Annotated in this window: 23 protein-coding genes; 13 read left to right on the top strand and 10 right to left on the bottom strand. The window is 51.0% G+C overall.

Annotated features, from left to right (window positions below; all coding sequences use genetic code 11):
- Nucleotides 1-505: 505 nt before the first annotated feature.
- On the bottom strand, nucleotides 506-2371 hold the full coding sequence (locus VGS11_05525) for an ATP-binding protein (GenBank protein ID HEV2119546.1): 1866 nt from the start codon (nucleotides 2369-2371) through the stop codon (nucleotides 506-508).
- Nucleotides 2343-4262 carry a hypothetical protein gene (locus VGS11_05530; GenBank protein HEV2119547.1) on the bottom strand — a complete coding sequence of 640 codons (1920 nt, stop codon included), beginning with the start codon at nucleotides 4260-4262 and terminating at the stop codon, nucleotides 2343-2345. Before VGS11_05530 ends, VGS11_05525 begins: the two co-directional genes overlap by 29 nt.
- 144 nt (nucleotides 4263-4406) lie before the next feature.
- Here VGS11_05530 and VGS11_05535 point away from each other — a divergent pair, with 144 nt between their 5' ends.
- Nucleotides 4407-4628: a hypothetical protein gene (locus VGS11_05535; protein ID HEV2119548.1), complete on the top strand. Its 222-nt coding sequence runs from the start codon at nucleotides 4407-4409 to the stop codon at nucleotides 4626-4628.
- Between the two features lie 7 nt (nucleotides 4629-4635).
- On the opposite strand, the gene VGS11_05540 is transcribed toward VGS11_05535, so the two are convergent.
- Nucleotides 4636-5223: a 30S ribosomal protein S7 gene (locus VGS11_05540; GenBank protein HEV2119549.1), complete on the bottom strand. Its 588-nt coding sequence runs from the start codon at nucleotides 5221-5223 to the stop codon at nucleotides 4636-4638.
- 168 nt (nucleotides 5224-5391) lie between these two features.
- On the opposite strand from VGS11_05540, the gene VGS11_05545 reads away from it, so the two are divergent.
- From VGS11_05545 to VGS11_05565, 5 genes are all read left to right on the top strand, one after another.
- Nucleotides 5392-5631: a nickel-binding protein gene (locus VGS11_05545; protein HEV2119550.1), complete on the top strand. Its 240-nt coding sequence runs from the start codon at nucleotides 5392-5394 to the stop codon at nucleotides 5629-5631.
- 127 nt (nucleotides 5632-5758) lie between these two features.
- Nucleotides 5759-7726: a prolyl oligopeptidase family serine peptidase gene (locus tag VGS11_05550; protein HEV2119551.1), complete on the top strand. Its 1968-nt coding sequence runs from the start codon at nucleotides 5759-5761 to the stop codon at nucleotides 7724-7726.
- 641 nt (nucleotides 7727-8367) lie between these two features.
- On the top strand, nucleotides 8368-8703 hold the full coding sequence (locus tag VGS11_05555; GenBank protein HEV2119552.1) for a hypothetical protein: 336 nt from the start codon (nucleotides 8368-8370) through the stop codon (nucleotides 8701-8703).
- A 134-nt stretch (nucleotides 8704-8837) separates the two neighbouring features.
- The gene (locus VGS11_05560; protein HEV2119553.1) at nucleotides 8838-9710 is read left to right on the top strand and encodes an NAD(P)-binding domain-containing protein; all 873 of its coding nucleotides are present in this window, start codon (nucleotides 8838-8840) and stop codon (nucleotides 9708-9710) included.
- Nucleotides 9703-10914, top strand: coding sequence for a glycosyltransferase (locus tag VGS11_05565; protein HEV2119554.1), 1212 nt, complete (start codon nucleotides 9703-9705; stop codon nucleotides 10912-10914). Before VGS11_05560 ends, VGS11_05565 begins: the two co-directional genes overlap by 8 nt.
- Before the next feature lie 83 nt (nucleotides 10915-10997).
- Here the strand turns inward: VGS11_05565 and VGS11_05570 are convergent, their stop codons facing one another.
- The 4 genes from VGS11_05570 to VGS11_05585 all read right to left on the bottom strand — a co-directional run bounded on the left by VGS11_05570 (nucleotide 10998) and on the right by VGS11_05585 (nucleotide 14857).
- Nucleotides 10998-12398 (bottom strand): sialidase family protein, encoded by a 1401-nt coding sequence (locus VGS11_05570; GenBank protein HEV2119555.1) that lies wholly within the window; start codon nucleotides 12396-12398, stop codon nucleotides 10998-11000.
- Between the two features lie 25 nt (nucleotides 12399-12423).
- On the bottom strand, nucleotides 12424-14184 hold the full coding sequence (locus VGS11_05575) for a hypothetical protein (GenBank protein HEV2119556.1): 1761 nt from the start codon (nucleotides 14182-14184) through the stop codon (nucleotides 12424-12426).
- A gap of 207 nt (nucleotides 14185-14391) precedes the next feature.
- Nucleotides 14392-14565, bottom strand: a complete 174-nt coding sequence (locus tag VGS11_05580) for a hypothetical protein (protein ID HEV2119557.1) — start codon at nucleotides 14563-14565, stop codon at nucleotides 14392-14394.
- A 19-nt stretch (nucleotides 14566-14584) separates the two neighbouring features.
- Nucleotides 14585-14857, bottom strand: a complete 273-nt coding sequence (locus VGS11_05585; protein ID HEV2119558.1) for a hypothetical protein — start codon at nucleotides 14855-14857, stop codon at nucleotides 14585-14587.
- Nucleotides 14858-15083: 226 nt separating this feature from the next.
- Here VGS11_05585 and VGS11_05590 point away from each other — a divergent pair, with 226 nt between their 5' ends.
- Together VGS11_05590 and VGS11_05595 are read left to right on the top strand one after the other, a co-directional pair.
- Nucleotides 15084-15239 carry a hypothetical protein gene (locus VGS11_05590; protein HEV2119559.1) on the top strand — a complete coding sequence of 52 codons (156 nt, stop codon included), beginning with the start codon at nucleotides 15084-15086 and terminating at the stop codon, nucleotides 15237-15239.
- A 264-nt stretch (nucleotides 15240-15503) separates the two neighbouring features.
- On the top strand, nucleotides 15504-16958 hold the full coding sequence (locus VGS11_05595) for a tetratricopeptide repeat protein (protein ID HEV2119560.1): 1455 nt from the start codon (nucleotides 15504-15506) through the stop codon (nucleotides 16956-16958).
- Nucleotides 16959-17052: 94 nt separating this feature from the next.
- On the opposite strand, the gene VGS11_05600 is transcribed toward VGS11_05595, so the two are convergent.
- The 3 genes from VGS11_05600 to VGS11_05610 all read right to left on the bottom strand — a co-directional run bounded on the left by VGS11_05600 (nucleotide 17053) and on the right by VGS11_05610 (nucleotide 20346).
- Nucleotides 17053-18543 (bottom strand): IPT/TIG domain-containing protein, encoded by a 1491-nt coding sequence (locus VGS11_05600; protein ID HEV2119561.1) that lies wholly within the window; start codon nucleotides 18541-18543, stop codon nucleotides 17053-17055.
- 86 nt (nucleotides 18544-18629) lie between these two features.
- Entirely contained in the window at nucleotides 18630-19685 is a 1056-nt protein-coding gene (locus VGS11_05605) for an alkaline phosphatase family protein (GenBank protein HEV2119562.1), read from the bottom strand.
- A 172-nt stretch (nucleotides 19686-19857) separates the two neighbouring features.
- On the bottom strand, nucleotides 19858-20346 hold the full coding sequence (locus VGS11_05610) for a hypothetical protein (protein HEV2119563.1): 489 nt from the start codon (nucleotides 20344-20346) through the stop codon (nucleotides 19858-19860).
- A gap of 300 nt (nucleotides 20347-20646) precedes the next feature.
- On the opposite strand from VGS11_05610, the gene VGS11_05615 reads away from it, so the two are divergent.
- From VGS11_05615 to VGS11_05635, 5 genes are all read left to right on the top strand, one after another.
- Nucleotides 20647-21285, top strand: coding sequence for an AsnC family transcriptional regulator (locus VGS11_05615; protein HEV2119564.1), 639 nt, complete (start codon nucleotides 20647-20649; stop codon nucleotides 21283-21285).
- Between the two features lie 177 nt (nucleotides 21286-21462).
- Nucleotides 21463-22371, top strand: coding sequence for a hypothetical protein (locus VGS11_05620; protein ID HEV2119565.1), 909 nt, complete (start codon nucleotides 21463-21465; stop codon nucleotides 22369-22371).
- Nucleotides 22372-22373: 2 nt separating this feature from the next.
- On the top strand, nucleotides 22374-24521 hold the full coding sequence (locus tag VGS11_05625) for a heavy metal translocating P-type ATPase (protein ID HEV2119566.1): 2148 nt from the start codon (nucleotides 22374-22376) through the stop codon (nucleotides 24519-24521).
- Between the two features lie 64 nt (nucleotides 24522-24585).
- On the top strand, nucleotides 24586-25506 hold the full coding sequence (locus VGS11_05630) for a hypothetical protein (GenBank protein HEV2119567.1): 921 nt from the start codon (nucleotides 24586-24588) through the stop codon (nucleotides 25504-25506).
- A complete protein-coding gene (locus VGS11_05635; protein HEV2119568.1) occupies nucleotides 25503-25649 on the top strand; it encodes a YHS domain-containing protein in 147 nt (48 codons plus the stop codon). Before VGS11_05630 ends, VGS11_05635 begins: the two co-directional genes overlap by 4 nt.
- The last annotated feature ends 46 nt before the right edge of the window (nucleotides 25650-25695 follow it).

A 25695-nucleotide genomic window follows, 5' to 3' on the forward strand; every position in this document is an offset into this window, starting at 1 on the left:
CCATTCCTACGAGGATCTCTGTAGCTCAGCGTACCATATGGGTCGCAAGACACCATGGTAGTGGAGCTCTCTCTGGTTTCTCCTCTCCCATCGCCGGGACAATACGACCATACTACCAGTCCCTGAGAACAATGAAAGGGACACGAAAAAGACCAACGCAGGAATAGAGAGTGAAAGTACCCCAAGTATTGAAATTCCGACAAGTGCAACACCCACCGATATCAAAATCAACCAGGTCTTCCAACCGGATCGATACTCTCCAGCTTCATTTATCCCCCTTACAATTCTCCCAAACAAAACAATGCCGTACATTACCCCGATGGTCGCTGCCACCAAAACAAGTAACAATTCAAGGGCCGAATACGTAAACCAAAGAACCGAGTTCAAGGCCCAGACAACGACGGTAGGCAGATACCAACCATATACTCTCAAAGCCTACCAACTCAATTTTCAGTTTCTTCTTCCAGAATCCATCTGCAACCTCGCCACGATCACGAACTTCCAGCTAAGCCAGCTTGTCAAGCGTCTTCTCAACCTCTGTCTCAGCATTATCCGCCCGGATGAAGATAGGCACATTCTCCATACCCGTAGCGATAAAGCTGGAAAGAAGCCATTCCCCGGGCGCAAACTCCAGAGTCTTCTCAAGAATCTGTTTGTCGATCGTGAACGTGTCGCTCACGACCGTCCGGTCATATGGACGCGGCAGTGTCCCCACAAAGTAGGTGTGTAGCTGCTGTAGCGCGTTCGTGTTAAGATAGGCTATTCGCTGTGTTGCCAAGCAACCGCCCAAGCCATATTTCCTGCCCTGGCGGAGCAATGTCTCGACGGTCCTCGAGCAGTCCTTGTCGATTCCTCCAGAGCCGGATAGGTCTGGGACGAATTCTTGGGCCTCGTCAAAGACGAATAGAACGTACGGTTTGACCTTGAAAGAACGCTTCCGACGCTGCAGAAACTCACGAGCCAAATGAATGACGAGTTCCTTGATTGCAACGGGGTCGGAGATGGATATGCAGGTCAACCGGGACTCTTTTTCGACAAGCTCCCGGATGCCCTCAATATCGAGCCCTCCAGCGCCTTTCCTCTCTTTCTCGGCTCGCTTGATGTTCTCGGTCAGGGCTAGACGTGAGGTTGCCCAAGAATACACTCCGCTGCGATCGGAAATACTGAACTCCTTGACGGCGCTCTGTCCTGCCTGGTCGAGACCGATTAGGAATTCTTCGTTGACGAAGGTTGAATCGGTCTTCTCGTTCTCGTGCTTGTAATCGCTAACAAACTGTCGTATCCGATCTAGTGCGTTGATGTAGTGCGGTTTCTCCAGATTGTCGCCCCGCATCTTCGTAAGCTCGTCGAGAATGTCCCCGTACGTTGGGATCTTGGATTCGGGTTTGAGATAGTAGCTGATCTTCTTCTGGCCGAAAATCCTCGCGAAAACCTTCCGAACCCTATCATCGTCTTCATAATCACGAGGCTTGACAACGCTGACATAGAACTGGTCGGCGGAAGCAACAGGATTTTCCAGGATAATCTTCGAGGGGATTTTCTCGTCAGCAAACAGGTCCATCAGTAGGAATGGATACTCGCTGGAAATATCGAACACTACGACCTTTATTTCTGGTGCATGGAGGAGAATCCGCCTCAGAGTGTTGGCCAGAAGGTTGGACTTTCCGGCGCCGGTGAAGGCGAAGATTCCGAAGTGGTATCGGACCATGGACTCGAAATCAATGTAGATCGGGATTTTCTCCTCCATGGATTCGAACATCTGGATGGTTCCGATTCGCGGGTCCTTGTAGGCGTCACTTGTTGTCGTCTTCGCTTTGTAGCCGATCTTGTCGAGGATTCGCTTGTTGTACATGTGACTAATCATATCACGGTTGAGAATGTTGGCTTCAGCCGCGATAACCGGATAGGAGAATCCCCTCTCGTACTTCGGTTCTCCATCACCATCAATCAGAAGATCGTAGTTGATTGGTAGAGCGCTTATCTGCACCATCATCGTTGACTTGTCGCTTGTGTCCCAGTCGCGGACGGACTGTTGGATTATCTCAAACTGCATGGGATAGTAACTTGATTCGGAGAGGCCTTTGAGACCGTAGTGTTCTGGCCAGACCCTGCTTATGACCATCAGGGAATATCTTTGCTGTTTCGTTGTCGACTTGAAGTTGCGGACTGCGACGAGCATTCCTTCCTCGATGAGGCTCATGATGTCTTTGTTGTATTCGACTTTGATCCGGCACTCGTAGCGTGAGGAGGTGCCAGTGAGTTCGTGAGTGGCCACCGGCATGAAGGCAGGGGTAACCTGGCTCAGCCGGGCTTTGAAGCGCCCGTCGAAGTCAGTGAAGTATCTAGAAGCTGTCTCTTCGACTACCTTCAATCTCGCTTCTCCTCTCCCTGAACGTACTCATGTAGAATACGAAGTGTCGGAGGCTGGGATTGTTCATAAGCCATTTGCCAGTCGTGTCGATAATCCGTCTCATTTCCTCGTTATGCCACTTCGCTACTTTGTCAGCGATAAACAAGGGTTTGTTGTGGCCGAAAAGCTCAGGAATACTATTGCTAGTCATTGCGCACAGCGTTTGCATGACAAGTTCCTGGATAGGATTCGGAACTTTCTTGTCCCGGAAAACTATGGGTCTGATTGTCTCTTCAGCGTTGCCGTATGAGTGTTTGAACGTGAGAGTAGAATCAGGACGATAGTCGAATTCGGGATAGGATAGTCTATCGAGGAGAAGGACGTTGCTGCGTAGTTGAGGGTCTATCTCAGTCTGCGAGAGCTGGATGTACGATTTCAGGAATAATCTTTCAGGTGTTATCTTGTTCCGGATTGCACCGCTGACAAATCCCAGCTGTTTCTTGAAATCAGGAACGATCATCAGGAAGGCAGAGTCATACTCTATGAGCGACCACGGGACCCTCATAGTCTCATAGCTGAATACGCTGAGGGTCTGAAGCATCATCCTGTCAGTGTTAGGTATTCGGCTGAGGTCTTCCTGGGTGATGTTAGAAGACCAAATCCTGTTTGAGGAGAGAACTGGCAGAACGTGATTCTTCAGGTCTCTAGCGGCTGTATCTTTGGTAAGTCCTACTAGAAGGATTTGTTTGCGCCAGCATTCCTCGACCAAGAAGTTGAGAGTGAAGAGGGTGAGGAATGCCAGATCTTGCGTCGTGAGCCAATGCCAGTCATTGTTCTTCCATACCCTCATTGGATTCTGCTTGGGTTTCTCTTCGAACATCCGACGCCCAATTGTATCGATAAGAGCCTTGATTCGAGTCCAGGTGCCAGTGTATCGTTCTTTCAGCCCGTAGGTTCCAAGTAGTTCTTCCAAGAAGCCTTCCGCCTTTGACTTTCGCAGTATTCGTTCTACACGTCTTCGCCTATCTGATTCAGTGATTTTCAGAATGGTGCATAATGAATCGAGAGATTGTGGACCATGGCGTTCGAGGGCTAGCCAGCATCTGTAACGCAGATAGTCGCCTCGGGGGGCAGGGAGGTCAAGTGACGGGTTGTCGATGTGATGACGCGCGTAGGCTAAGTCGTTGATGTCGATTGGAATCCCTTCGACATCGAGCCCGTAAAGGGATCCGTTAGTCTTCCAGAGCTTTCGATTTGACGTGTCATAAATGAGGCTGGCGAGACTGGTTGCAAGGCTTCTGTCCAAGAAGATAATTCGAGGCCCATTCGATTCTGTCGCCAGTTTGTAGGCGAGGTAGTATTCGGAGAAGGTCATGATCCACATAGGGATCGTGGAATTGTTCGCAATCGCCTCGTCGGTCAACGGCTTTGCTAAGGACATCTCAGTACTTTCGCCAGGATGGAGGAAGCTCTGGTCTATCTCCGGGACCTCGTTCACATAGACCGGGACGCAGCTTGAGACTGCTCGACCGGTTTTGAGGAATTGCTCCTCATATTCCACTTGCGGAACGCGGGTCGGCGAGAACGTGATCTTTCCACGTGATGCGTAAGACCCTCCGAGGAATACTACAAGGTCGAATAACGGACGCGAGTATTCGGTGCCGTCTACTGCCGCAAAGGATACTGTGTCTGTTCCGAAGAATTTCTTGGCGGTCTCATAGGCTGAAGCGTGACTAAAGTCTGACCGAATGATGCTCTCGAAGAGGCGTTCATACAGGCCCTCAACAGCTTCGAACCTGGTCCGGTAGCCTTCTATCTGATCGAGCGCTCCGTTCTGAAGGAGGGTTCCGGCTCGCTCTATCTGAGAGCTTAACGATGAGTTTGAGACGAGCTCTTTCTCAAGATTCGACAAGTTGCACTGAACCGGGGACTGGCATGGTATAAAGATGGGATACCCGAGCGTAAGTTATTTTTCCCTTGTTCAAAGCCAGTGGAAGGTCTGGAAGGAGATTTGACGGGACGAACTAGAACACGACGTATGGAGTCGGACCTTCTTTTGGCCTTTGTACAGTTTGTTGCCATCGCCTTATTGTTGTCCGTCGCTTCGGCGGAATACCAATCTAACGCGTACATGCAGGAGTGGATTGCAAAGAATGCTTGGCCGATCGGCTACGCATTGAACGGATATCTCGCTGCAACGCTGATCGGATTTTCGATTGGAGGAGCATTCCTTCTTTATCAGAGATGGAGAGGTTCCGGCTCCTGGAAGAAAGAATGAGAACGGCTTAGCGTGACGACAGCGCGATTCTCTCTATCTCGTCTCGCTTCCGTACGGAAGCGCTCTTAGGGTCTCTTGCTGCGGCAAGTATCAGCTCGTCAGCGAGGCATTCGTCAACACTCCTAGGATTGTTATGTGACGCTGCCCTTGCTCCCTGAGTGATATGTCTCAGAGCTATGTCGACTCTTCGCTGAGGCGCAATGTCAATGGATATCGGGTAGACGATGCCACCGTAGGCGATTCTTGTCACGTCTTCCGCAGGGGCCGCATTCTGAATTGCGCGGACGAGGATATCGATCGGGTTCTTGTGGGTCTTGATGCTGATCAGCTCGAAGGCGTTCTGCACAATGCTGATCGCGCGAGCTTTGGCGCCTCCGGCTATTCCGGGCCGCATCATATCGTCGATCAATCTCTCTACAACGTTAATTGTGGATTTTCGGAATCGTTGGTGTTCGTGTCGACCGCTGGTGTGAGGAAGGAGAATGGGGCGGACCGAGATGTACCGCTTTAGTCCAGGGTCCTCCGCTTCGATGCCTGCAGTGGGCCACATGCCGAAGACCTTGACTTCTGGGATTTTCTTGAGTTCCTTGCTCATACCTATCCTTCAGTTTGCCAGTGAGGCTTGGGCTCCACTGCGGCGTTTTAAACGTTCTCGGAAGAACAGTTCCCGTCCTAGGGTGCTAGCGGCACATTGTCGGCTGTACCCAGTAGATCGCGGATCCAGCTGTTCAACCCTTATATTTCGAGGAAAATCGGTTTGACCATGCCAAAATTCATTGATAGTCATCCAATGGGATCTCTGACCGCTGAACAGCTAAAACAACTCCAGACCGCCCCGAAAGACAAACATGGCGTGACCCACCACGACATACTCTACAACAAGAAAGAAAACAGAGTCTACTGCGTCCTCGACGCACCGAGCAAGGAAGCAGTTGAGAACCATCACAAGGGCGCCGGTCTCAAAGTCGAGTGGATTCACGAAGTCGAGTCCACAAGACGCTGATCTATGCAGTCGCAAGCCATCACCGAGACGTTCCCTCTCCAATCGTTTTTCTTTTCTGATTCACAGATGCCTCTCTCTTCGAAAAGCTTGATAGACTAGGTTAGACCTTCAAATCAACGATCTCATTTTGACCGTTACTGAGGTCCTAGTTAGACCGTCGACGAAATCGCATTTTCCAATCGAATCACTTCTCTCCGCTCGCTTGCTTCTAGCTCCGAAGATTGTCGGGAACAAGGTGTTTTTTCTCTCGGACTTCAGCGGGGTTCTAAGTCTCTATTCTATGGATAAGAGCGGAAGTATTCCTCAGCCACTTCTTCCCGGAGGCCAGGCTTTAGTGAATCCACATTTGATGGATGGGCACAATTTCTACGTTCTGCCTGAACTCGGAAAGGTCTTGGTGATGATGGACAAACTTGGAAACGAGAATTACCAGCCGATGATCATACCGATCGAAGGGGGCATTCCGGAAAAGGCCTTAGACAGATATCCAGACGAGAAACTAGCATGTGTTGAATGCGATATTGAGAAGAATATCGCATATTTCGACCGAGACGACAGAAAGAATCCCGAGGTAGAATGTTTACGCGTCGACCTTGAAACCGGCAAAGTGACTTCTCTCGGAAGAAGCCTCTACGGCAACAGGTGCAACGGCGTCAAATCTGACCACTCCAAGGTAATTCTCGCCGACGGATACACGGCGGGCGACGTCGTTCTATATTACTGGCAAGATGGAATGAAAGAGCGGAAACTACTCTACGGTACTCCCTTAGCAGAGAGAGGCGGAAAAACCGTCCCACCGTCCGGGATAGACTGGTGCAACTTCGTTGATGATGACAAGGGACTGCTGTTCGTGTCAAGCATCTTTCACGACGATGGAGGCCTAACCTACCTCGGATTCGACAACCCCTCCAAACCGGTCGAAGTCAAGATACATGGGCTCAAACACTCTGGAGTTGGAGAATTTGTCGGGTCGAAGAAGGTCGAGGGCGACCTCTTTGTTCTCGTCTACAACATTGATGGCGCATCATGGGTCTACGAGGGCATGTTTACGCCTGGCAATTCTCCATCATTCAAAATAACGAGAACACTTTGCGGCGACCACCAGCTCTCTGATGGAGTTATTCAGGGAGTAGACTGGCAAGTGAACAGAGGTTCACCTGTGACGGTTGAGTATGTTTTGTCGTTCACCAAGGCCAACATGCCTTCACAACTCTATCTCTATCCTCCAGACGGAAAGGGCGCCGTGACTCGTCTTTCAGACGAGAGGGTCTTGGGCATTCCCGAAGATTATCTCTCTGCCGGGGAAGACGCTAGTTACACCACCTGGGATGGGCTCAGGGTTTCGGCTCGACTCTATCTTCCATCGTCAAAGCTCGGATTCAAGGGTCCACGCCCACTGGTGGAATACGTTCATGGTGGGCCTCAAGGCCAGGAGAGGCCAGACTTCACCTGGTTCTCGATGCCGCTAATACAATACCTGACCTTGAACGGGTTCGCAGTCTTCGTTCCGAATGTCCGGGGAAGCAGCGGGTATGGCAAGAAGTACATGAAACTGGTTGATAGAGACTGGGGAGGAAACGACGTTAAAGACCACCTTGAAGGATTGAAACAACTCGAGAAGGATCCGAGGATCGATTCCAAACGCAGAGCTGTCGTCGGACGATCCTACGGCGGCTTCATGACTCTAACACTCGCCTCCCGGTTTCCAAGCATGTGGAAAGCTGCCGTTGACATGTTCGGACCTTACGATCTTCCGAAGTGGGCCTCTCGAACACCACCGTCTTGGATGCCCTACATCCGACTGGCGGTCGGGGACCCAGAGAAAGACCGTGACATGCTACTGGAACATTCGCCAAAGACCTACTTGGCGAATCTTACTTCTCCGCTGATGATAATTCAGGGAAAGAACGACCCTAGAGTCCCCGAGCCTGAGTCAGCTGAGGTCGTCGCAGACCTCCGCAAGAAAGGTATCCAAGTCGACTATCTCGTATTCGAGGATGAAGGGCACGATGTACTTCGATTCAAGAACCGGGTGACATGTTATTCGAAGATAACGGAGTTCTTTCTCAAACACCTCGCTCCTAGTCTCAACTGACTACCTTCGCCAGGGTTTGAGACCACCGCTCGTGCGTCATAAGATACCTTCGCTATTACCCCTTTTCTTCTCAAGAATTTTCTGTCCGGCAGTGATTCTGGGCGAGAATGACGATTCGGGGCGCGATTTCTGCTTGTATCGAAAAGCGTTTGATAGAGTTATCACATCGATCTCCAGACGATTTCTAGGCGAGACCTCGGGGATGCTTCAGATCGCAAATTAGGAACGATTATAGGCGACTTCACGGGGAAGAGATTTCGTTTCATCCTATCCCTCCTGGAGAGGGGTAAGTCGCCAAGACCTCTCCTTCTTTTTCCGGAGAAAGTCCGCAGCTTGACATGGATATGCGACTCTGGGCGGTATAGGAAGCGATATGGCGACATACAAGCATGATTCCCGGTCAAGAACCCGGGCTGAAGATTGACGATTCACCGTTCTCTATCGATCAATGGATGCGGGAATCAAAAGCCCAAACATGTTGCCTGGTTGAATATGCCCTCTCCAAGGTGCATCTCCCCTTCGCTGACCGAAATGGGTTACGACATCGGTCCGTACGGTTTGGAAAAACGGAAGAGATGATCTTGTGGCAACTATCCTGAAATAGAGGATTCGAAGAAAATAAGGTCCGACCAGAGCTAACAATGCCGGGCGAGAAACCATCACTCAAGACCGCGATCATAGCCATGGAGTTGGTCGCGATCGTACTCATGTCAGGCTGGCTCTTCACCATGTACAACACAAGCATAACTGCCCGACAAGCAGTAGACCAACTGCTCCACCGCGCATACCTGGACCAAGCGGCTCTCCAACTATCGATATTCGGCAGATCCCTCAATTTCCTTGTTCTACCGCTCCGATTTCTCACTCTCTCTCTCCTGTCTCTTGTGAGCACGATTCTTGTGCTGCTTCTCCTGTTCATGTTCTCAACATTTCTCATCAGCACCCTTACCGGTCGCGGCCGTCCGGGTAAGAAATAGGGGATCGAGAAAGCTATCCTGAGATAATACTAGAACGATTGTTACATCTCCTGTTATCTCGAAGAAATATCCTTTTATTGCTGTAGATAGGCGTCAGCAAGTTCGAGGAGTGTACTAGGCTGCGCGTAGCCGTCATCGCAGCGGGGGTAGTAGGAAAAGCCACAGGCACTGGTCTCGCCTCCAAAGGACATAACATCGTCTTCTACGACCTCGACAAGACAAAGACCGCCCAACTCAGCATGGAAGGCTACGAGACCGCCGCGTCTGTCCGTGAGGCAGTGGACCAAAGCCGCATAACGATGATCTGCGCACCCACCCCCACAGTCAACGGCTCAGTCGACACACGGACTCTCCTATCCATAAGCGCAGAAGTAGGGACCGCTCTTCGCGAAAAATGCGAATACCATTTAGTTGTCGTAAGAAGCACCATACCGCCTGGAATCACGAGGGGATATGTAATACCCCAGATCGAACTGTCCGCCCAGTCGAAGATAGGCTCTAAGATCGGGGTTTGTCACAATCCAGAGTTCCTGAGAGAAAAGTTTGCCCTCGACGACTTCCTCCATCCGGGAGCTGTCGTGATCGGGGAATCGGACAAAACCGCTGGAGATAGACTGGAATCCCTCTATTCCGACTTTGGGTCTCCTATCACCCGTTGCAGCCTCGAAACCTCAGAGATGATTAAGTGCGCATCAAATCTCTTCAACGCGGCCAAGATCAGCTTCTTCAACGAAATAGACCAAGCGTGCAAGGCTGTCGGAGTCAAATCGGAAGAAGTTAGCAAACTCATGCCACGACTGGCTCTTGGATTGCGCGATGATCTGAAAGAATGGGGAATCTACGGCGGTCGCCCGTTCGCCGGCATGTGCCTCCCGAAAGATCTTGAAGCCTTCATTTCGTACATGAAGACCAAAGGAACCGACCTCCCGCTACTTTCCGCGGTCAAAGACATCAACGAAAGAGTGAGGAACGAGCAAAGGGCTCCAATGGTCGTCGTCAATGTCTAACGTTCTTCCCCTCATACCACTTGGCGTCATCGGAATAATCACCTGGAGCCTCTGGGGAATCCGAAGACTCTACGGCGCAAACTATAGACCGTTCCAGGGTCCCTACACAGCCACCACATCCGTAATCGTTCCAGTTTACATGGAAGACCCCGATGTATTGCGTCGAGCGATCAAATCCTACCTTGCAAACAACATCGGCGAAGTCATTCTGGTCGTAGACAGCACTGACGCTAGGAACATTGAAAACATCAAGAAGAGTTTTCCCTTTTCGAAATATCCGAGGATGAAGCTGATAATTACTGACGAGCCTGGGAAACGACCTGCACTAGCATGGGGGATAAGAGAGGCTAATGGAGAGATCGTTGTCCTTTCAGACAGCGACACCACATGGAGCGAGAACCTGCTTGAAGAGATTCTGAAACCGTTTAACGATCCTAGGGTCGGTGGGGTTGGGGCCAAGCAGAATGTTGAGGATTATCAAAACTCGATAATATGGAGGATCGAAAACTGGCTGCTGGATCTGAGGTACATAGACTTCGTCCCCGGGATGTCAGTCGATGGAGTTGTAAACTGCCTCTCGGGTAGGACCGCCGCGTACCGTCGGTCGCTTCTCCTCCCTCTACTCCCTGAACTAACAGGAGAGACTTTCCTAGGCAAGGTCTGTGTAGGGGGAGACGATCTACGGCTTACCCACCTCCTACTCTCAAGAGGCCACAAGACTGTCTATCAGAGCACGGCCCAAGCCCGAACCGTTTACTCTGGAAGACTGAGCAACTTTGTCCGAAGAAAGATCCGTTGGAGCCGAAACAGCTACAGGGGGAACTTACGAGCCTTCTGGCAAGGATGGATCTGGCGGAAGAGCTGGATACTTCCCGTCAGCATGTTCCACGCTACCATAACGCCGTACACTCTGGCGATGGGTGCATTGGCAACGGTGTACTTTGCTCTGACCAGACCAGGAGCAGAAACTACGATTTTCGGGATTGCATTCAACCTTCCACTTCTGTGGCTTGTCGCCTCCATAGGAGGTCGCTCCTTCAAGGGTCTCAGCCACTTGCGACAGGTGCCACGCGACATATCTCTCGCAGTAGTCATGACATTCATCATGCTCTTCCTGATGATACCTGTGAAGATCTTCTCCCTGTTCACCATGAACAGGCAGGGCTGGGTAGGAACCAGAAACTCGCCTAAACCAACTCTCTGACCTTTAGAGGATATCAGGGCCGTCCGTCGGACCTATCACGATTACACTTGAACTTCAATGGTCTACGGGACAGTCGGAAGTCCTCAGAAGCTGAAAGAAGTGTACTTGATCGAGTAGGGCTTTGGTGAGTTTCCTTCAATCCAGACCATCTGGACGGTTGAAGCTTTCATCGGTCCCACTGGAAAACTGACGAAGCGATTGGTCGCGAAATTCGTGACTTGTTTGGCGGACCAGGCGGTTCCGTTGAGCTTCGCCAGCCAGATCTGCGACCCGTCAAACAGACTTGGGGGATCGCCTGACCAGTCGAATGGTCCACCCGTGTTCCATCCTACGTACACAGCTCCCTGGTCGTCGACCTGAACTGCGGCGTTCAACTGGTTCTCTTGATCAGGATGAATCACGATTGGCGTGGACCACGTGCCGGCATACAAGAATGAGAATAATGTCTGGTTTTGTGACAACAACGCATTCTTCTCCTTCCAGACAAGATACACTCTTCCATGAGAATCAGCTGCCATGCTGGGGAACCGTTGGTCCGATCCATAGTTTGCCGGGATAGGAGCCGTCTCCGAGGACCATGTTGCACCCGCATCCGCGGATGTTACATAATGGATGAGACTTCTAGCACCTTGCCCCGGATCGCTGCCATACCATGTTACATGCAGAACAGCATTTGAATCCTGCACGATGCAGGGCCTGGAGTGCGATTGCGCATTCGGCTGAGCCAGTTTGTAATAGGTGCCATTGAAGCCTCCTGGGATTGAAGACCATGTGTTTCCAGTGTCTGTGGACATTGTGAACATCGGAGTGTCGCAGTTTGTCGACCTGCAGTTTCCGATGGCAAGGTCGGCCATGTCAGTGCCCTCCCAGACCACGTAAACCCTCGTTGGGTCGAATCGATCGACAATGATGTCTGGATGTTCTTGCCAATGAGCTGGGTCTGAAGCCTGCTGGAATCCGTCTAGGTGGACGGGAATTATCTTGGCTGTTGACCATGCGTTTCCAAGCCAACGTGAGTACCATATCTGACGGTCAACTCCCCCAGTCGCGGCGCCTGGTTCACCGTACCAGACAACCTGGAGAACGTCATTACTTCCAATGGCGAGAGCCGGGACCCGCGATATCTGTGTCCCAGAGAGAATCGCTCCACTTCCCAAATGCGCCCAAGTGACGCCATGATCCTTTGAGAAGTCCACGTAGGCCTTGTATCCCTGTCCTCCACGCTCCTGCGACCTGTATGCAGTGTAGAGCGTCCCGTTGCTGCTCTGTGCAAGTTTCCAGGTTTCTCCCCAAGCTAAGCCTTGCCAGTCGGTTGTTGATGAGACTCTGTTTCCGATATCCGTTCCTTGAGCGGTTGGCGCAAGCGGCGCTTGGGTTGCCACCTGAACGACGACGATGAGTAGGAGAATTACAACAATTGTGGTCGTTCCCAGGGTTACGTTTTTCCAATTCCGCCCTTTTCGTTTCGGGGCTTCGGAGGTCAACTTTGCCTCCAAAGGAATACAGGGTCTAGGATGATTTCAGAGAAGTTTGGCTGTAGCAAATCGTGTAGGGTACCCCTTGCCCGCTCAGCCATCCTATACGGACGACTCCGCCTGATGAATCTTCCGTCATTACGGGCCACTTGTTGTTTCCCGAGAGACTGCTGCCTAGTTGAGTCTTGGATTGGCTGGCTCCGATTATCATGATGAAAACGGATGCGTTTGTTGCGGTAAGCGCATCTGTGCCTTTCCATTCCTGCCAGGCAACGAGAACTATTCCAGAGGGGCCGATCGAGATCATGGGGTCAGACTGGTTCAGCCAAGTCCCCGGATTGACATTTGTCCAGGCTGACCAGACTGGTGACGAGAGGCTCAGGTTTAGACTTGAATACTTAACGAGAGAGTTTGAATTACTGTCATCAGGACCATCCCAGACGAGCCGTAACGTGTTCGACTTGTCGATAGCGAGGCTCACATGTTTCTGGCTGTATCCGTCAATGGCTGCAACAATCTGAACTGGAGCCCATGTCATAGATCCCGCGTCCCATCGGGCGTATTTGATTCGCGTTCCAGTCGTGCCTGAGACTCCTCCGTACCACGTGGCGTATAGATTTCCGTTCGGATCGACAACGGCATCGGGTCGGCTCTGCCCGGATGGGTTGATCGGGGCTATGTTTTCCCAGGTGGTCCAGGTCGCTCCGCCGTTCGTTGACATTGAGTGTTTTATCTGCTGTACGCCGACGCTACTTGAGTCGGACCCTTCCCAGATCACGTGGAGTACGTCATTCTTGCCGACGACTATGACTGGGTGCTCTTGCCAGTATGTGCTTCCTGAATATCCTAGGACGGGGGAGAGGTTGATCCATGGAAGCCATGCTGCGCCGTTCCACTTGGAATATTTCACCTGTCTTTCATTGGCGCCAGTGTAGATCGAGTCGCGCCCATACCATACGACGTGAATCTGGTTTTTCGAGTCGATCGCGATTGACGGAACTCTCTGATCGGTTCCAGTTCCTCCACCCTGCGTAGTGCCTGACACTAATGGTGGAGCGTTGACGATAGCAACAGGGCCTCCGCCAAGGTCAGTCCAAGTCTTACCACCGTCCTTGGACATTGCAACGTAGATCTCGCTCTGAGTGAGGCCTGGTGGCGCTTTGCGATAGGCGATGTAGGTGTTGCCGTTGTTGTCGGTCGCCATCTTTCTCTGTCCACTATAGCCGAGACCTTTCGGGTCTGAGATCTGATCCACCTGGGACTGGCGGTCTGAAAGACTGGCAAGGTTCATGCTTCCTCCTCCCGATCCTCCGCCGCCATTTCCTTGGCCTGAACCTCCAGGACCATGTCCTTGACCAGGGTTGGATGTTGTCGGTGGGACAAGAAATATTGTCATTCCGCCTACAGCGAGAACTACCATGAATATTGCTGCAATTGCTGTAATGACTCGCAGGTGGGATTTCTGGTGGTTCCCATGATCTTTCCGTTTTGAATGTCGTTCATGGGCTAGGTTGGGTTCCGGTTGTCTTGGCTTACGCCTTCTTGAGAAGGTGCCGATTGCGACAAAAATTCCGAGAATCCATCCAATTAGAAAAAGCCAGAAAAGTGGAATCGCGGAGACTGATCCGAGCCAGGCCCACGGCAAAGCGAGGGCAGATGCACTTTTCAGAGCGCCGCTTTCAACAGTGTGAAATCGGAAGACCGCGAACAGACTAACAAGTGGCAACACGCCGAGAATAATCGTGACAATAGAGGCTGCCCAAGCGAGATTGGGGAGCCGAGATCTGGCGCTCATGATTGATCTGCTCCACGAAATCGAACGGGAGCGCGCGGGAGCCGGTCTCCAGTGCAGGAAGCGGTAATCTTGATTGATGGTTTCATTTCCTCTGAACCTATTTTTCGTGCCGAGCTTCTTTCGGGAACTACGGTAACGGCGGTCTCACAGCGGCGAAGAACCAGACTCTGTTGTGTGAGCGAGTTCCTCGGCGTCTTCTTGATTAGATCAAACGCTCGTATAGGCTGCGTCATACTTTGCGTACTCGGGGGCCGTTCTGGTATCGAGAACCCACTTGATCGTGATGTGGACTGTGTAGATTCCACTCCAACCGCGCACCTTTCTGACAAAATCAACAGAGCCACCGCTCCGCAGATCTACGGGACCCGTCATTCCCGACACTGGAGGACGGGTGGCGAAATTATTGGGCGAAGGCTATGTCTGAGAAGGACTGGAAGAGGGGTGGCTGATTGAGTAGACTGGTCTCTTCCAGGAAAGGTTCTGTTTCATAGTTTCCCACTTTGGTCGTCGAGTTTGTATCTCTCGCGGCCTGTAGGAGGAGCATCAGGAAAAAAGCGCCCTCTTCGCAGGGAGAGGTTTCTCGAGGACCTGTGGAATCGGTTATGTTCGCCGAAACCATCGTTCCAACGAGCTTCGGTGCGTGAAGGGTTATAACAATTCCCTCGTATTTCATGATTCTATAGGAATGTCAGTATCGAAATGGCTGCGTGAAGTATTACGACGGAGAGAACATGGCAGAGATTCAGGAAGGTGTTTGACAAGGAGGTTCTGAAATGGAATGGCCTGAGCTCGAGACCCATGATGGGCTGTCTCTGCTAATTCTACAATAGGAAATTCATCGGCTTCCTCCTGACAGACGGAATTGTCATGATGAAGCTGCCCGAAAAGATCAAGCGGATATGAAGGAGAAGTTTGGTAGGAAACCCTTCGAGATGGCCGGACAAACTGGTAGGCTCTGGGTAACGTCTTTGAAAAGTCAGAAGGACGTGAGGTGCCTCGTGCCGTTTGCCAAGAAGAGATACGAAGAGGTCTCTCTGATACGCGCGAAGACTTAAAGTTGACAGAGGACGGGGGAGTTCGAAGTTGGACGACCGATATTGCGTCTTGATACCTTGTCCCTAGTACCCCTTTTTGTGAGAGGGTTTTCTGCCTCATGATGATAATTGGCAATTCTATCCTTTTCCTCAGGTTATCTCGGCGTTGATCTTATCAAAACGGGTTTGTCGTAAGGCCATTCTTCCCCCTTGAAGACGAGAGTCAGCAAGCTTAAGCCTCGAAAGAATCTTCACCAATCAGAACCTAACTAGAAGGTGAAACCAATGGGGCTGCAAGAGCAAATGGACAATCGCAGAATAGCTGTTCTTCCCTTCGCCAACATGAGCCCAGACGCCAGGGACGAGATCTTCGCAGACGGCATGACCGAGGAACTAATCTCTACGCTCTCAAAAATTGCTGGTCTGAGAGTGATAGCACGAACCTCAGTAATGAGGTACAAAGACTCCAAAAAACCCATCGGAGAGATCAGTAAAGAACTCAACGTCTCAGCCATCCTGGAAGGAAGCGTAAGAAAAGCAGGAAACAAGATCAGAATCACTATACAACTAGCAGACCCCGAAACAGAAGAACAATTGTGGTCAGAGAAATATGACAGAGATCTAGAAGATATCTTCGCGGTCCAGAGTGAGATCGCTCAGAAGGTAGCGCACGAGCTCGAAGTCCAGATCAAGAAAGACGAGAAACTCAATCTCGGCAAGAAAACAACGGACAGCAAAGAAGCATACTCCCTCTACCTAGAAGGCCGCCACTTTCTGAGCACAAGGACGGAGGAAAGCCTGAGAAAAGCGATTGAACGATTCGAAAAAGCTCTGGAGAAGGATCCTCAATATGCGCTAGCTTACACGGGAGTAGCCGATTCGTACGCTGTTCTAGCACTCCTAGAATTTGTGCCCCCGAAGGAGGCGTTCCCGAAGGCCAGAACCGCTGCTGAGAAGGCGCTTGAGATCGACAGCAGGCTCGCCGAAGCACACACGTCACTGGGAGTTGTGAGGTTCCAGTACGACTGGGACTGGGAGGGAAGCGAGAAAGAACTCAAACGGGCCATCGAGCTCAATCCCAGCTACGCACCCGCCCACCAATTCTATGCGGACTTTCTGAAATCTCAAGGACGGTTTGACGAAGCGCTTTCGGAAATGGGCTACGCTGGCGCGCTAGATCCGCTATCGCTCTCGATAAACACCGGCATCGGACACGTTCTATATCTCAGCCGACAATACGACCGCGCAATTGAGCAGTATCGGAACACGATCAAGCTTGACCCTAATTTCATCCAAGCCCGCCTGTGGTTTGGAAGACCCTACCTGCAAAAGAGAATGTACAAGGAAGCAATTGCTGAGCTGAGCCACGCGGTAGATCTATCAGGGGAAAGTACAATTTCCCTCGCCATGCTCGGCCACGCAAACGGAACGGCTGGGCGCAATAATGAGGCGAAGAGAATTCTTGAAAAACTGATGGATCGGTCAAAGAAACAATACGTGCCGTCATACTGGATCGCAATGATACACGTGGGCCTCGGAGACAAAAACAACGCATTCATGTGGCTTGAGAGGGCCTTCCAGGAGCGATCGAGTTGGCTTGTCTGGGCAAGAGTCGAACCCAGATTCGACACTTTACGAGCAGACCGTCGGTTGAGGACGATGCTCTTGAGAATGAGGCTGATACATGCTAAGGAAGACGTATTGGGAATTCGAGGATGGCTCAAAGGCCCCGGAAACTAGCCACAATCCAAGCGCTCGAGAACTTCACCCGACCTCCTCGATGAATTTCCAGGAGAGACCAGAGCTGATCTTCCGAGGGAGACGGCCGCTGCGATTATTCCTTCGAGGTCGAGCTCTTAGTATGGACATTTCTTGGTCGTTTTCTTGCAGGATCCCACCTGCGCATCACGGAAGCCAATGAGATCAGTCCAACTGCCCCAAGGCCAGCGAGGACAATATACAGAATCTTGTCCGAATTCGCTGAGGTGCTAGGAACGTGACTGGTCCCAGCGCCTTGATTGTGCGGAACGTAATTGAACACATCGTCGCCAGATGACGAACTCTTTCCGACTGAGTTGGTTACAAGAATATCGCAAAACTTCGATGAAGTCAATCCTGGATCCGACACGATCAGCGTGATCTGAGTGTCATTGACAACTGTAAATCTCGGCTGAATAATGTTGCACAGGCCTACGGCAGTGGCACCTACGAAACCGCTTCCTGAGATCTTTACGAGGGTTCCGTTGCCACCCACTGCGGGGCTTACGCTTGAAACACTTGGTAGAAACGAAAACTGATCGGCGACCGCCAAGCTATTCCCTGCACTGTTTGACAATATGATATGGCAAGTCTGGTTATTCGGAGGATCGAGCAGTTGCGGGGCAATAGTCGATATCGCAGTGTCGTTGATGATCTTGAATGGAGGCTGGGACATGCCACAGAAGCTCACAGTGGTTACGCCCAGGAAAGAAGCACCCCTAATAGTTACGGCCGACCCCACTGGTCCTTCGGCGGGAGAGATGGAGATCGAGGTGGGAAGTGCTGATTGCACAGCGTCAGCAATGAATCCCCAGCTGACTCCATTTGTCTGAGCAATAGAAACGATTGAGCTCATCTGAGTTTTTGTGACGAGTTCATACTCAGAAGCATCGGCAAAGATTCCAAGGAAAGAGCAGGGATTCACATTTAGACAGATTCCGCTAAACCCCGGCCCAGGGCTGAACATTCCACTACCCCCATATGCGAATCCGAAAATGAGGTCCTGAGGATCATTCGTGCTTATGATTGCTGACATGGAATTCGACCTTCCAGTCGCAATTGTCGGTGTTACGGCATTCGAATCGAAAGGAGAGTATGGGTCATAACCTGCTATAGCGAACTCTTGAGTTGCCACCGTAATCCCCGAGACAGTTTCTGTGATGTAGATTGATGGATTCGAGATAGTTCGAGTTGTAGTGGAATACCACTCTTCCATCCTCCCGCCTAAATCGTTCAATACTGATGCTCGCCTGAACCAATGGTCTAGGCCTTGAGTGCTAAGGACGCTCGTTATCATTCCGGTGTTGTTCAATAGTATTTGTAGAATGACTAGGTCCCCTGCCGGACAAACTCCTCCAGCGTGGTTTCCGCAGAGACCATTCGGGGGGGAGCAAGTGCTCGATTGTATGTTAACCGCATTACTACTCGAGGTCGAGCAAGCTGAACCTGTCCCGTCTAGTATAAGACCTCCACCTGCCCTAGCCAGCGGGATCCGTGGAGCGAGTTGCACTAGCATCATTATCAAGAAGAATAGAACAAAAAGATAGTGTCGCTGATAGTTTCGCATGTTCCTAACCTCTTGAACCCGAATGAGAATGAGGGGTCTGAAGAGGGTCACATGATAGTCGTTGATTGAAAACCATCAACCGGTCCTCACCTGAAGAATACGCCCATAGCCGACGCACTGGTGTCGGTTGAATTGATGCCGAGAAAGCCCCAATTATCATCAAAAGTTTTCAGAGCTGAAAAATGGTTGAAGTTCAGTGTCGACTTAAAGGCGGGCTGGGTTATTGAAGAGTTACGAGAGGCCCAAACTGTGTAGATGTTTGGCCGACCGCTATTGAAAGGATCTATTTCATCGAATGTAACGAACAGGGCGGCTCTCTTGCTCTTGAAGAGAGTACTATCTAATATTTGAGGAACTAGATGTTGAAGATAGTGGTTGCCGAGTGAGACATCCCCGCTAGAGCAGTCATGCAAATCATCGACGGTATTCGGGGTTAGAAAGGTATAGTTCGCAACATTTGTCATTGAGTTCAGATCATTTAGGAGAAGATCGTCGGTCTCAACGATCCCCGGGTCTGTTTTGCTTCCGCACGGTTGGGACTGGGAGAGAATAGTCTTGTTGGCTGGAACTATTCTCGAGCATCTGCTAGCATTATTGAGTATGTCCTGATAGTAGACGAAAGGATTGTGAATTGACGCATAGTGTCCAGAGCTTGAGGAGGACGCAATGAAGCACTTCCCTATCGGAGAGCAATTGCTACCGCAACTCGTTGGGTAGTCTTCCATGTACGCTTTCCACGTCAGATGCTTTCTTTCAATCCGGTCAACGATGTTAGCATCACCATACGGGCCGCAACCGTTTTGTCCGGGCGCAAAATTACATGTCACACTTCCATCCCCGGATGTTATGGCGATGTAATCGCCTAGACTTCCGGACACGCCTCCGGCATCGTAGTTGTCAGCGAGCCCATATGTGTCCGCGAGATAATTGAAGAAGGTACAGTTGCCAAGGCATGAACTACCGTAGGTAGTGTCTATGGCATGATTCTCAAGCATTATCACTACTACGTAGTCGAACCACATGCCGGCAAAGCCAGGTCTTGTGATCGCCACTGAATTTCTTACACTCAAGCTAGAGGCGGCTAGGGTACTCGATACCAAGATTACCGCGACAAGTATGGTTGATAGAAGTAGCGCGCGCATGCAAATTCGCCATTGTCTAAGTAGGTGAAATTACATTCGTGACACGGGGGTATCCGATTCCCATTCTGAGCCGTGCCCTTGCCCGTACGGAATGCATAGCCAATTTACCCCCGACCTAGAGAAAAAGATAGGTTTCGCCCGGATTGCACGGGCTCATCAGGAGGTTAGTCAGTTAGCTGATTGTTATGGTAAAGCTGTAGGCGTTGGCAGGAACGTTTGCACTCACTGTAAGCGTTTGGGATGAACTTGCAACACCGGAGTTCGGTATGGTCAAGGGTCCCCCTGTTATCGTTATGCTTCCTGGAGCGGGAGACGGGGTCACCGTGCCCTGAACGATCGTTACTGCTACTGGAGAATTGTTGGTGTTTTCAATGCAGAAAAGCGCTCCTTGGGTTCCTGGAGAAGAAATGCTGCCGGAGAAAGCTGTTGCCGTTGAGTTCGTTGTCCCATCAGTATAGTGGCTAGACCCGAAAGCTGGGCATGTTCCGGCGGAAGGAATTATGTCTTGGAATATGTTCTTCGCTCCGGTCGTCACCGTAATATTGTTGCTGATTGTAAGTTGGGTTGCTGCGTACGCAACGTAAGCCACTAAGACGACTGCCATGAGCAATATCGTTCCCCTCAGGATCCTGAATTTACTTGGTGAGAATGCGATCTTCATTTTTGTACTAAACACCTCCGTTTTCGTTGCAAGGCGTTTCCGCGCCATGACGTATAAGGAGTATTGGGTGCTGCTTATCCAAAATCATTCCTTTTATCGCCAACGATTTCCGGAGCTTACCGCCAAGATTGGCGCTGATCCTCAGGAAGTCCGACAATCTTGGTGAGCAGATCTAATATCGACCGTAGTAACTTGGCACGCCTCATTGGCGTCCGGGCGACCTGCGGAAAATGTGATGGAATCTGGCTGGTATTCGCGAATGTTTAGATATGTTGCTTGGAGCTGTCACTAGGTCTCTGAATGCCCGAACTCGACGAAGTAGACGCCAGGATACTGGGGATCCTTGTTGAGGATGGGCGCCGGTCTTTTCGTGAAATCGCGCGTCGGGCCGGAATTACGACCCCAACAGTTCAGACCAGAATCAAGCGTATGACGGATGAGGGTCTAATTCTAGGAGTGTCACCCATTTTCAACCCCTCGAAACTTCAGCATGGCCTAGTCTTCCAACTGTATCTACAGGTCAATCCGGCAGAGATCGAGGAGATTGCGCGCAAGCTTGGAAAACGTTCAGAAGTGCGTGGAATATACCTCACAACGGGAGAGAACAACCTCGCTCTCCGAATCGTCGCTAGCAGTCTGGATGATTTGCAACAGTTCACGGAGACCCTTGACCGGGATTTCGGGGTTAAGCAGAACTCGAGCCAGATGATCTTGAGGATTTTCAAAGACGATCAAGCGGTCGTTGTAAGACCTGGCATGGGGATCCATCTCAAATGCGAAACCTGCAACGGACCAATTCCAGCAAAACCCTTCGTTCTAAGAGTCGCGGGTCATGAGAGATTCTTCTGCTGTCCGATGTGCCTAGAGAAGTTTCGAGAGAAGTATGAACCCAAACTGAAGGGACTGCAGCTTACTGTCGAAGCTCCGGCTCGTATCTAACGCTCTTATGAACTGAAGCTCCTAGCTTTACATTTGTAAAGCCCAGCAGTTTAGAGCTGCTTCACGCCCAGGAGAAATATGGCGAAAGATCCCGTTTGCTATCAGCAATGCACTCCACACGCTCTATGGAACATAAGTTGAACCCCTCCGGGTCTTTCGGCCTTGGGGGAACGAAACGTGAGACAAGTCTACCCTGTGGATAGGTGGATTTCGCTGTACGAGGGGGGTTGCTCCCTTCCGAGGATAGCGCAGCAATACCACATCGGTGCTTCGACAGTCAGACGTTCTTTGGTCCGACGCATTTCTCTCAGAGATAGAGTCTCAGCAGCGATCGCCGCTTCGACTAAGTATACAAAGAGGCCATTCTCGGGTGATCAACGCGAGGGCGCCTTCCTAGCGGGCCTGATAGAAGATTTTCATGTCCGGAAAGTTGGAAGGCTAGTTGAACTCGGCTCGTCAACAACACATCCAGCAATGATGCAACTATTCAATAGTGTTTTCAGCGCTTATGGACACCCAACCTCTTCGCCAAGCTATGAAAAACGTAACGGGTACTACAGATATTACCTCAGCGTCTATTTGCACGACAGCTTCGAACGCGTCCTGACAAAATCAATCAAAATGCCGAGTTGGATTCCTCATTCGGATGATGATCCGATTTTCGAATCTTACCTATCTGGACTCATCGCTGCTGAGGGATGTGTAAGACTGTATGATAATCACGGCCACGCGGACGCGGTCTTGCATATTACTCTCAACAAGCGCCAGCTTCTAGAGGAATTATCGCATGTTATTGGTGGAAGCCTTTACGAAGTTACACGAGCATATCGGCTGGTTGTCTACGGAAAAGCCGCTCTCGACTTGTTGCGCCAACTAGACTTGAGGCATGATGAGAAAGTTAGGAAATTGAGGCTTATGATAGCTCATGCGGGCGAAAGATGGACAATTGTTGAGCCACTTTGGAATGAACTGGTCAATTCAATCAAGATAGGAGTGAAGGGACCCACAGCATCTGCCAGGTTGGATTATGTTGCAAAACACGGGGCGCGCCATCCAAACGAATACGTGGGAAACGAGAGGTCGTAGCTTTGCCGAAGGATCCAACCTGTGGCATGTATGTGGAAGAGGGAGGAAATGCCCTCAAAACCGCCCGTTACGGGACAACGTACTACTTTTGCAGCGAAACCTGCCTAGTGGAGTTTCAAGCTCCAGAGAAGGCCATTGCCCGCCTAAAGCGGCTCGTGGCCCTAGGGGCATTCCTCACGGTTCCTATCGCCGCCCTAACCTACCTCCCGATAATTTCCGACAGAGCTACCAACAACCTCGTCATGTTCTTCCTTTCTCTTCCAGTTCAGTTCGTTGTCGGATTCCGTTTCTATCGCGGAAGCTACGACGCGCTAAGATCGAGAATCGGCAACATGGACCTGTTGATCGGCCTGGGAACTTCAGCAGCCTGGATATACAGCATAATCGTAACTTTCATCCCTGGATTCTTTCCGGGTAGCGCGACTTACTTCGAGACCTCAGCTATCATTATCACACTGATCCAGACAGGGAACTTACTTGAGTACATTACAAAGGGTAAGGCTTCGGAGGCGGTTCACAAACTGTTGAATCTGCAACCTACACTGGCCCACGTAATAAGAGATGGAGTCGAGACCCGCATACCCATCGAAAAGGTCGAGGTCAGTGATGTTCTCGTTGTACGTCCAGGCGAAAGAGTCCCAGTTGACGGTAGGGTGGTTGACGGAAGCTCGGTCGTTGACGAGTCGATGATTACGGGGGAGAGTCTGCCAAATGAGAAGCGAATCGGTGACGAAGTAATAGGAGCAACGATCAACAAATCCGGTCTACTGAAAATTCAGGTGACAAAGGTCGGACAAGATACTGTTCTGTCCCAGATAGCCAAGCTGGTCGAAGAGGCACAGGTTGGAAAGGCCCCGCTCCAGGGATTGGCAGACAGGGTTTCAGCATTCTTCGTTCCCGTGGTCATACTAATCGCGGTGTCATCTTTCATGTTCTGGTATTTTCTAGCGAGAATAGGACTCGCGTTCTCACTTCTCGCGTTCGTCTCTGTAGTTATCATCGCCTGCCCCTGCGCGCTAGGAATTGCAACCCCCGCGGCTTTGCTCGTGGGGACAGGAAAGGGGGCGGAGAACGGAATCCTGATCAAGGGAGGAGACCAGCTGGAGATGGCTCACAAAGCGAACACGGTCATCTTCGACAAGACTGGAACCCTGACCAAGGGTAAGCCTGCCGTGACAGATGTTGTTCCGATCGGAAAACTTTCGGAGGCGCAGATCCTCCGCTACGCCGGGTCCGTGGAAAAGGGTAGCGAACATCCCCTAGCCCAAGCAGTTGTCGATGCCGCCCAGAAGATGAGTGTCGCCCTGTCCGATCCTTCAGATTTTGAGGCCTTGGCTGGACTCGGGGTCAGGGCTAGTGTGCAAGGACGAGAAGTATTGCTGGGCAACACTGATCTGATGAACAAGTTTTCCGTTCCGGTAGATGGCTATGCCGGGAAGCTGACAACTCTCCAGCTTCAAGGAAAAACAGCCACTATCCTTGCCGTGGACCGGGATCCTGTTGCGATCATCGGCCTTGCTGACACGGTTAAGGAAACGGCTGCCATAGCCGTCAAGGCGTTGAAATCGATGGGGCTGGAAGTAGTGATGCTCACGGGCGACAATGAACGAACCGCGAAAGCCATCGCCCATGACCTTGGAATTGACAATGTCATCTCCAGTGTCCGCCCAGACCAAAAGGAGGCGCGCGTCCGGAACTTCCAGGCAGAGGGCAAGAAGGTCGTAATGGTTGGAGACGGGATAAACGATGCCCCAGCGCTGGCCGCAGCGGACGTTGGGATAGCAATCGGTAGCGGGACCGACGTGGCAAAAGAGACTGGTGGAATAATCCTCATCAAAGACGACCTGACAGATGTTCCTAAAGCCCTACTCTTGAGCAAGGCAACTGTGAGCAAGATAAAACAAAACCTTCTCTGGGCCTTCGTCTACAACGTCGCCCTCATCCCAATTGCCGCCGGGATTCTGGTCCCGTTCCTAGGACCAGGAATCTACCAGGTCCTACCACTCCTAGCAGGAGGGGCAATGGCAATCAGCTCAGTAACAGTTGTCTCCAACTCGCTCCTGCTTCGAAGATTCAACCCAAAAAATCTAGGGATGGGAGCCAGCGCAAAAAGACCTAGCATAGCAGAGCTCCCGGTAGTTTCGCACTAGAGTCTCCCATAACTAACTGTCAAGAGTCGCACTGTATCAAAGACAATCTGGTAGGCCCGAGGACTTGAGGCATGTCAAAGTGGGAAGTCAGGCTGTTCGTGAATGGATTTCGCTCTACACAAACGGATCATCGACCACCAAGATAGCCAAACAGTATGGCGTGCATAGCTCCACGGTTAGCCGTAACCTAGGATGCTATATCACGCTGAGAGATCGATTGGCAGCCTTAGTAACTGCGTCAACAAAGTATCCTAAAACTCCTTTCACCGGCGACGAGGGCGAAGGAGCCTTTCTAGCCGGGCTAGTTGAGGATCTTAATGTGAGGATAGCCGGGAGACTCATTGAACTCAATTCCACGACAACACATCCAGCTATGGGGCAACTATTTCGCAAGATCTTCACGCGTTTTGGACATCCTACGTTGAGGCCGGGTTACAACCCTCGTGGGTACTATCAATACCACCTCGCCGTGTCTCTGCATCGGAGCTTCGAGCCGTTCCTAAGAAAGTTGGAAAACATGCCCGTGTGGGTGCCTCAATCAAGTGATGACCCGATATTCCAAGCATATCTGGCGGGCCTCATTGCTGCGGAAGGATGCATCAGATTGTATTGCGGGAATCGTCGCGCACATGCAGTCTTGCATATAACCCTAAACAAGCCTTCACTATTAGTTCAGTTGTCAAGGATTGTCGGAGGGAATCTGTACGAAGTTCAACGCGCTTGGCGACTTGTCATCTATGGAAAGGCGGCTGTAGAATTATTGCGTCGCCTCGATATTCGACATCAAGAAAAGGTGGATAAGGCGAAATTGGTGATGGATCATGCTGGTGAAAAATGGCCGACAGTGGAGCCCCTGTGGTTAGGGCTGGTCAATAGTATCAAGGTTCAAGTGAACAAATACAAGGCCCAAGCAAGATTCGAGTACATAGAGAAACATGGCAGTCCTCACCCGGCGGAAACTAGAATAGCAGAGGTCGCCTTATGACAAAAGATCCAGTCTGTGGAATGATGGTGGACGAGAGAAAGACCAAGTTTCAATCAATCTATGAAGGGAGGAACTACTACTTCTGTTCTAGTGCTTGCAAGACAACTTTCGACAGATCTCCACAAAAATACGCGGGCAAGTAGCCCGGATTCCATGAGCGGATGGGCTGTATGTCCAGAACAGAATTCG

This window comes from Candidatus Bathyarchaeia archaeon (assembly GCA_035935655.1).
Taxonomy (GTDB): Archaea; Thermoproteota; Bathyarchaeia; order 40CM-2-53-6; family 40CM-2-53-6; genus 40CM-2-53-6.